The following is a 7,419-nucleotide window of genomic DNA, read 5'->3' as shown; positions in this document are numbered from 1 at the left end:
GCATGTCTTGAATTCACCAGCGCTCTCAAGATCGAGCGCGCCGCGCGGCGCTTCGCTGGCAAGTCGAGTCGTCGCACCGCAGCTCCCGACATTTGTTGCAACGTGCCATGGCCTGATGGATCGGCGTTGGCAGCCTTGGGGGGGTGTCAGGTCTCCCCCTGGCGGGCACTTTCAAACACCCTGGCAGCCTGCAACAAAACCCCCGGCAGCCACGGGCAAGACGTTCACGCGCCTGCCGCGCACAGTGCACTCACCCCCACTCTGCATCCGAGGACCCTCAGCATGTCGCTCAACGACACCCTCAGCGCGCACCTGCATCGCGGCACGGTCGGCTTTCCCACCGCGCTGGCCAGTACCATCGGCCTGATCATGGCCAGCCCGGTGATCCTCACCGCCACCATGGGCTTCGGCATCGGCGGCAGCGCTTTCGCCATGGCCATGCTGATCGCCGTGGTGATGATGCTCGCGCAATCGACCACTTTCGCCGAAGCCGCCGCTATCCTGCCCACCACCGGCTCGGTCTACGACTACATCAATTGCGGCATGGGCCGCTTCTTCGCTATCACCGGCACACTCTCGGCCTATCTGATCGTGCATGTGTTCGCCGGCACCGCGGAAACCATCCTGGCCGGGGTGATGGCGCTGGTGAACTTCGAACACCTCAATACCCTGGCCGAATCCGCCGGCGGCTCCTGGCTGCTGGGCGTCGGCTTCGTGATCGTGTTCGGTATCCTCAATGCCTTCGGCGTCAGCGCCTTCGGCAAGGCCGAGATCATCCTCACCTTCGGCATGTGGACCACCCTGATGGTGTTCGGCGTGCTCGGCCTGGTCGCCGCACCCGCCGTGCAACTGGACGGCTGGTTCGGCGAATCGCTGGTGGGCACCGACCTGATCACGGTGCTGTCGCTGGTGGGCATGGCGATGTTCATGTTTGTCGGCTGCGAGTTCGTCACGCCACTGGCCCCCGACCTGCGCCAGTCGGCGCGCACCATGCCCAAGGCAATGGCCCTCGGGCTGTTCGGCGTGGCCTCGTGCATGTTCATCTACGGCGCCGCAATGAAACGCCAGGTCGACAACGTGGTACTCGACGCGGCCAGCGGCCTGCACCTGCTGGACACACCGATGGCCATCCCGAAATTCGCCGAGCAGGTGATGGGCGATATCGGCCCGCTGTGGCTGGGCGTCGGCTTTCTGTTTGCCGGTGCGCCACCATCAATACCTTGATGGCCGGGGTGCCGCGCATCCTCTACGGCATGGCGGTGGACGGTGCGTTGCCCAGGGTCTTCACCTACCTGCACCCGCGCTTCAAGACGCCGCTGCTGTGCATTCTGCTGGCAATGCTGATCCCGTGCCTGCACGCCTGGTGGCTGGGCGGCAACACCGACACCATCATGCACCTGGTACTGGCCGCCGTGTGCGCGTGGAGCACCGCCTACCTGCTGGTGACGCTGTCGGTGGTGATCCTGCGCATCCGCCGCCCCGACCTGCCACGCGCCTACCGCTCGCCGTTGTTCCCGCTGCCGCAATTGCTGTCGAGCCTGGGCATCGGGCTGGGCATGTGGTTCATCACGCCGCCAGGAATGAACCCGGCCGATGTGTATGTGCCGTTCGCCTGGATGCTCGGCGGCACGGCGCTGTATGCGCTGTTCTGGACCTTGCTGGTGCAGAAGGTCAACCCCTTCAAGCCCGCGTCGGTGGAAGAAGTGCTGGCGCGGGAATTCGCTCACGAACCAGGAGTCGAGCATGGCACATACCCTGATCACACGGTGGCAAAGGCTGTTTGAACGGACACCGACAGGCTATCGGCCGGGCGTGACCCTGGCCCACCTGCGGCGTAACCTCGGCCTGGCCGACTGTGAACTGCTCGATTCGGGGCGCGCACGTTTCGCCTTGGCCGACGCCAACCTGTGCTTCGAGGTGCACGAGCGCACCGAATCGCAGCTGTTGATGCACCTGGTGCTGTGTGAGTTCCAGTTGCAGCGGCCCGCCCTGGCACAGGGCAGTGCCAGGCTGGAGCTGCAGCATACCGGTGTGCTGCGCCGCACTGGCCTGCACTGGCGCCTTCGCAGTGGCGACCCCGCGTTGCGAGTGCAACTGCAGCAACGCCTGGCGCAGGACCTTGCGGTGCAGCAGGCCCTGATGCCGCTGGATTTCAAGCGCCTGCGCCTGGTACTGGCGCACGGCAGTTGGAGCCTGACCCTGGAACACATGGGCGGCGCCGAAGTGGTCAACCGCCTGCCGGCCTTCAGACGCTACATCAGCCTGGACGCTCGCCAACGTGACCTGCTGCTGACCGCGCTGGCAGGCTTGTCGCGCCTGATCGAAGGGCTCTGAGCAGGCAAGCTGGCACCAATACTGCTTCCACCGTGGTGATCACGTACGCGTTGCGCGCACATAGCTAACATGTTAACTATTGCCCAACAAAAACAAGATGCCACTGTGGAGGTACCCATGAGTATCCATCAGCTTGCCAGCACCGCGCTGGACCGCTGGAACACCCAGATGCAGCACATTTGCGGGCGGTTCGAGACCGAGCTGGCCTACAACCCCTCGCTGTTCATCGGCGAAATTTCCCTCGGCTCGCGCGGTGGCTTGCCACTGGCCAGCTTGCGCACCAATGCCGGGCTCATTCGCCGTGACGGCATCAAGCCGGACCGCGACAACGATCAGTACTGCTTTCTGGTGAGCCAGCGCACCGGCTTTTCCCAGGTGACCCAGCAGGGCGTCAGCGTGCAGTTGGCGCCTGGCGAAATGCTGCTGATGGATGCAGTGGGGGCGTGCGAGATCGTGCCCTTCGGCCTGATCGAACATGCCTCGCTGTCGTTGTCGCGCGCAGCGGTGTGCAAGCAGTTGGGCGGCGATGCGCGCACCTTCGGCAAGATTTCGCGCACTCGGGCGTGCGGGCGCATGCTGCATGTACTGATGGACCAGCTGTGCAAGGACAGCGCACCAGGGCAGGGCGAAGCCGCCGAGGGCGAGGCCTTGCACAGTGCATTGCTGTCGCTGCTCGGCTCGGCCCTTGAAGGCAGCGACACGCCAACCTTGTCGCCCGAGGCCTTGCAGGGCGCCAACCTGCGCAGCTATGTGCAGAAGGTCATCGACGAATCGCTCGGCCAGCCCGGGCTCAGCCCGGTCAACCTGGCCAGTCGGCTGAACATCTCGGTGCGCCACCTCTACCGGCTGTTCGAGGAGCAGGGCGACAGCGTATGCCGCTACATCCAGCGCGCGCGGCTGCAGCGCAGTGCCGACGACCTGGCCAATCCGATCCTCAAGACCGAGTCGATCACCACCATTGCCTACAAGTGGGGGTTTACCGATTCGGCGCATTTCAGCCGCTCGTTCAAGAAGCAGTACGAGCAGTCCCCCAAGGACTATCGCTCCCACAGCCTGGCAGGGCCGGCATGACACACCACTGACTTGACCCGGCAAGGGACAGCGGTTAGGCTCGCCTCGAATTGCAACCTACCGGTAGGTAGGTTGATGGCCGAGACGTTACCCAACCCTGTCACCTTATGGATTCGAGTGTATGCACACCCTGCAGTCGCAACCCCCGCATGTGAAGTTCGCCATCGCCCTGGCGTTGATCGGCGCCCTTGGCCCCTCGGCCGTGGACATGTACCTGGCCAGCATGCCGGCCATCGCCACCGAGTACGGCACCACCTATGCCGGCGTGCAACTGACGCTCACCGTATTCCTGCTGGCCATGGGCGCCGGGCAACTGCTGTTCGGGCCGCTGGTCGATACCCTGGGCCGGCGCGGCCGTTGCTGGCCGGCCTGGCGGTGTTCGTGCTGAGTTCATTGGCTGCCGCCCAGGCCGGTAGCCTTGAAGGCCTGCTGGCCGCGCGGTTCATCCAGGGCCTGGGCAGTGCGCTGACCCTGGTGGTGATCATGAGCATGGTGCGCGATGTGGCCGAAGGGGCCCGGGCGGCGCAGATCTTCGCGCTGCTGATGACCATCGAAGGCCTGGCGCCGGTGATTGCGCCGGCGGTGGGCGGTTTTGTCGGGGCGCATTTCGGCTGGCGCGCGATCATGCTGACCCTGGCCGGCCTCGGCCTGCTGGTGTTGCTCAACTCGGCATGGGTGCTCAAGGAGACCCTGGCGCTGGACAAGCGCCTGCCGTGGGCGCCGCGCGAGATCCTGCGCACTTACTTGCGCATCGGTGCCGATGGCCAGTTCCTGCGTCCGGCGCTGGCACTGTCGGCAGTGTTTTTCTTTCTGTTTGCCTACATCGGCGGTGCCGCGTTCGTGTACCAGACCCATTTCGGTCTGTCGGTGGAAGCCTTCGGGTCCTTGTTCGGTGCCACCGGCGTGGCGATTCTGCTGGGCGCGATCACGGCCGGTCGGCTGGTGGCGCGCAAGGGCCTGCTGCGCCTGGCGCAGTGGGGCGCAGCCTGCCTGCTGACCGGGGCACTGGTGGTGCTGGGCGGTGCCGCGAGTGCGGCAGGGCTGGCAGGCATCGTGGCCGGTATGGCGCTGGCGATGTTCGGCCTGGGCATCCTGGAGGCGACCCTGATGTCGCTGGTGATGTCCTCGCAAAGCCGCGCACTGGGCTCGACGGCTGCGCTGCTGGGGGCCTTCCAGTTGATCATTTCGTCGTTTGCCACGCCGTTGTCGGGCATCATGGCGCCTTTGGGCGCAGCGCACTGGGCGCTGCTGCTGGTGGTGTCGGGTGTGCTGGTGGCGTTGCTGGTGCGCGCCTGCATCCGACAGGCACCGGTCGAGCTGAACAGCCTGGCCGGGCATTGACCGTGGAGAACCCTGCATGAGAACCCTGACGCCTTCGGCGCAAAAGATCTGCGCCATCGCCGTCGAGCAGTTTGCCGAGCGCGGCTATGACGTCGCCTCGCTCAACGACATCGCGGCGGCGGCGGGTATGCGCAAGCCCTCGCTGTATGCGCATTTCAGCAGCAAGGAGGACCTGTTCGAGGTGGCGTTCGAACGGGCAGTGGAGGCCGAGCGGTTGTATGTGGAGGACTGTTTCGCCCAGTGCAGCGCGGCATTGCCGGGTGCCCGCTACAGCCACTGCCTGGGTGAACGCTACCAGGCTTCGGCGCACCTGCGCTTTCTGCTGCGCATGGCGTTCTTTCCGCCGGCCGAGTTGCGCCCGATCATTTCGGCGGGGTTCGAAGGGTATCTGACGCGGCTGGGCGAGGTGTTCGAGCAGGCCCTGCGCGGGTGCCTGCCGCAGCTGTCGGCTGAACTGCACGGGCTGTACGTGGACGCCTACCTCGGGGTGATCGACAGCCTGAGCGTAGAGCTGATCTATGCGGGGCCTGATGCCTATGCGCGGCGTCTGCGGGCGATGTGGCGGGTGTTTGGGGATTCGTTGACCGCGGCAGGCTCAGGACCCAGGTGAGGCCTTCGCTGGCAAGCCAGCTCCCACAGGACGTGCAGTGATCCTGAAATCACCGCTGTACCTGTGGGAGCTGGCTTGCCAGCGAAGGGGCCGGTCAGGCCACCGCGAGGTAATGCTTCACGAAACTCTCGCTGAGGATCTCCCAAACCACCGGCGTGCCCTTGGTCACGAACCAGCTGTCGCCCACCGCGTACACGGTGCTCTGGCCGGTGCTCTCATCGGTCAGGCGCACTTCGCCGGTCATTACCGTGGCCTGCTCGTTGAATGGGTAGACCATGCGGAACTTGCCCTGGGTGGTGCCGAAATACGCGCTGCTGATGGCATCGGTCGCGCGCCGTAGGTCATCTTGCCGAACGCGCGCACCTCGCCTTCGAGAATCTCCGAGCCCAGCTCGGCAACGGTGCCCCACGCATCGAGTTCGCCGAGTTGAATGTGCTGCTTGAGTACAGTCAGGGTCATGGCAGTGTTTCCTTGAACAGTGGAAGAAAAGGGAGGATCAGCGCCGGCCGTTCCAGTAGCCCGACAACTGGTGCCAGGATTTGCCGGCCGTCAGCAGCAACGGGCGGATGCAGTCCTTGCCGACGATGGTGGGGCGCGGTATCGAGCTGACCAGGTCATAGCGCGCCGAACCCTCGCTCATGCCCTCGGCCAGTACCTTGCAGATGATGTGGCTGGGCGTGACGCCGAAGCCGGAGTAGCCCTGCACGTAGAACGCATTGCTGCGCTCGGGCAGGGTGCCGAGCTGCGGGAACAGGTTGGGGCTGCAGGCCATCGGGCCGCCCCAGGCCAGGTCGATCTTCACATCCTTGAGGTAAGGGAAGATCTTCAGCATCAGCTGACGGTTCCAGGCCTTCAGGTCACGCGGTATGTGCTCCACCAGCGGCGTGGCCGCACCGAACAGCAAGCGGTTCTCGGCGGTCACGCGGTAGTAGTCGATCACCGGGCGAATATCGCTGTAGGCCCCGCGAATCGGGCTGATGCGCTGGATCAGTGCGTCCGGCAGCGGCTCGGTCATCATCTGGAAGGCATAGGTATTGATGGTCGAGCGGTGCAGTTCGGGTTCGAGCCGGTTGAGGAAGCTGTCGCAGGCCCACAGCAGCTTGCTCGCCCGCACCGAACCGCGCCCTGTGCGCACGGTGATGCGCTCGCCGTACTGCACCTGCAGCGCCGGGCTGTTCTCGAAGATACGCACGCCGTGCCCCATCACCGCCTTGGCTTCGCCCAGCAGCAGGTTGAGCGAGTGCACGTGCCCGCCGCCCATGTGCAGCAAGGCGCTGCTGTAGGCATCGGAGCCGATGATCTGCTTGACCTCGCTGCCCCCCAGAAAGCGGATCTCGTGCTGCGAGTTGACCGACTTGAAGTCCTTTTCCCAGGCGCGCAGGGTCTTTTCCTGGCGGGCGTTGAAACCCATGTAGCCGTAGCCATGGCAGAAATCGGCATCGATGGCGTAGCGCTCGATGCGTTGCTTGATGATGTCGGCCCCCAGGTCGCTGATCTCGAAGATCTGGCGCAGGCCGTCTGCGCCCACGTCCTTCTTGATCTTCTCCAGGTCGTGACCGATGCCGGCCATGATCTGCCCGCCGTTGCGCCCGGTACCGCCAAAGCCCAGGTAGCGTGCTTCGAGCACGACGATGTTGGTGATGCCCTGTTCGGCCAGCTCCAGTGCGGTATTGATGCCGGAAAAGCCGCCGCCGATGATGACGACATCCGCCTCCACGTCGTGCTCGAGGGTCGGGAAGCTCAGGTTGTATTTTTTGGTTGCCGTGTAGTAGGTCGGCGTTTCGATCGTGATCATGGCGCAGCCTGAAAAGTGGGATGAGCTGTTGAGGCCTATTAGGGGGCTTGGCGGGGGCGGTTGTCTTGATCCTGTGTGCCGCATGGCTTGACCGCGGGTGCCAGGGTCAGGTGAGCGAACGGCTTTTTTGTTAAGGTGTTAATAAAATAGCCTGATAAGCGTGCCTTTCATGTCCAGACCCCGTGCTTCACTGACCTTGACCCTGTTGCAAGCCCGCGAGGCGGCGATGCGGTACTTTCGCCCCGCGCTCAACCAGCACGGCCTGACC

6 protein-coding genes and 3 pseudogenes are annotated in these 7,419 nt (G+C 64.6%); 7 read left to right on the top strand and 2 right to left on the bottom strand.

All coding sequences use genetic code 11. The features are described 5' to 3' along the window. Positions 1-282 precede the first annotated feature (282 nt). The 6 genes and pseudogenes from G3436_RS12355 (at position 283) to G3436_RS12335 (ending at position 5,356) form a co-directional block, all read left to right on the top strand. Positions 283-1,784: pseudogene (locus G3436_RS12355) on the top strand (APC family permease). Then, positions 1,744-2,334: a DUF3156 family protein gene (locus G3436_RS12350; RefSeq protein WP_163945250.1), complete on the top strand. Its 591-nt coding sequence runs from the start codon at positions 1,744-1,746 to the stop codon at positions 2,332-2,334. The pseudogene G3436_RS12355 and the gene G3436_RS12350 overlap by 41 nt, the downstream one beginning before the upstream one ends. A gap of 117 nt (positions 2,335-2,451) precedes the next feature. Beyond that, positions 2,452-3,405, top strand: coding sequence for a transcriptional regulator FeaR (feaR, locus tag G3436_RS12345; RefSeq protein ID WP_163945247.1), 954 nt, complete (start codon positions 2,452-2,454; stop codon positions 3,403-3,405). Between the two features lie 121 nt (positions 3,406-3,526). Then, complete coding sequence (locus tag G3436_RS27565) at positions 3,527-3,793, top strand: MFS transporter (protein WP_178119907.1); 267 nt, start codon at positions 3,527-3,529, stop codon at positions 3,791-3,793. Next, the gene (locus G3436_RS12340; protein ID WP_243667116.1) at positions 3,763-4,746 is read left to right on the top strand and encodes an MFS transporter; all 984 of its coding nucleotides are present in this window, start codon (positions 3,763-3,765) and stop codon (positions 4,744-4,746) included. Before G3436_RS27565 ends, G3436_RS12340 begins: the two co-directional genes overlap by 31 nt. A 16-nt stretch (positions 4,747-4,762) precedes the next feature. Then, positions 4,763-5,356, top strand: a complete 594-nt coding sequence (locus G3436_RS12335) for a TetR/AcrR family transcriptional regulator (RefSeq protein ID WP_163945244.1) — start codon at positions 4,763-4,765, stop codon at positions 5,354-5,356. Positions 5,357-5,450: 94 nt separating this feature from the next. On the opposite strand, the pseudogene G3436_RS12330 reads toward G3436_RS12335, so the two are convergent. Continuing rightward, positions 5,451-5,815 (bottom strand): annotated as a pseudogene (locus G3436_RS12330) (cupin domain-containing protein). Between the two features lie 37 nt (positions 5,816-5,852). Continuing rightward, positions 5,853-7,151: an NAD(P)/FAD-dependent oxidoreductase gene (locus tag G3436_RS12325; RefSeq protein WP_163945241.1), complete on the bottom strand. Its 1,299-nt coding sequence runs from the start codon at positions 7,149-7,151 to the stop codon at positions 5,853-5,855. A 169-nt stretch (positions 7,152-7,320) separates the two neighbouring features. On the opposite strand from G3436_RS12325, the pseudogene G3436_RS12320 reads away from it, so the two are divergent. After that, positions 7,321-7,419: pseudogene (locus tag G3436_RS12320) on the top strand (homoprotocatechuate degradation operon regulator HpaR); the annotation flags it as partial.

The sequence above is a fragment of the Pseudomonas brassicae genome, from assembly GCF_010671725.1.
Classification (GTDB): domain Bacteria; phylum Pseudomonadota; class Gammaproteobacteria; order Pseudomonadales; family Pseudomonadaceae; genus Aquipseudomonas; species Aquipseudomonas brassicae.
Note: the sequence above shows the minus strand (reverse complement) of the source record. Positions and strands in the feature narration are given on the sequence as shown.

Bases quoted from the DNA above. Each gene is read 5' to 3' on its own strand.
- G3436_RS27565 (WP_178119907.1), top strand. From the start codon at position 3,527: ATGCACACCCTGCAGTCGCAACCCCCGCATGTGAAGTTCGCCATCGCC.
- feaR (WP_163945247.1), top strand. From the start codon at position 2,452: ATGAGTATCCATCAGCTTGCCAGCACCGCGCTGGACCGCTGGAACACC.
- G3436_RS12350 (WP_163945250.1), top strand. From the start codon at position 1,744: ATGGCACATACCCTGATCACACGGTGGCAAAGGCTGTTTGAACGGACA.
- G3436_RS12335 (WP_163945244.1), top strand. From the start codon at position 4,763: ATGAGAACCCTGACGCCTTCGGCGCAAAAGATCTGCGCCATCGCCGTC.
- G3436_RS12325 (WP_163945241.1), bottom strand. From the start codon at position 7,151: ATGATCACGATCGAAACGCCGACCTACTACACGGCAACCAAAAAATAC.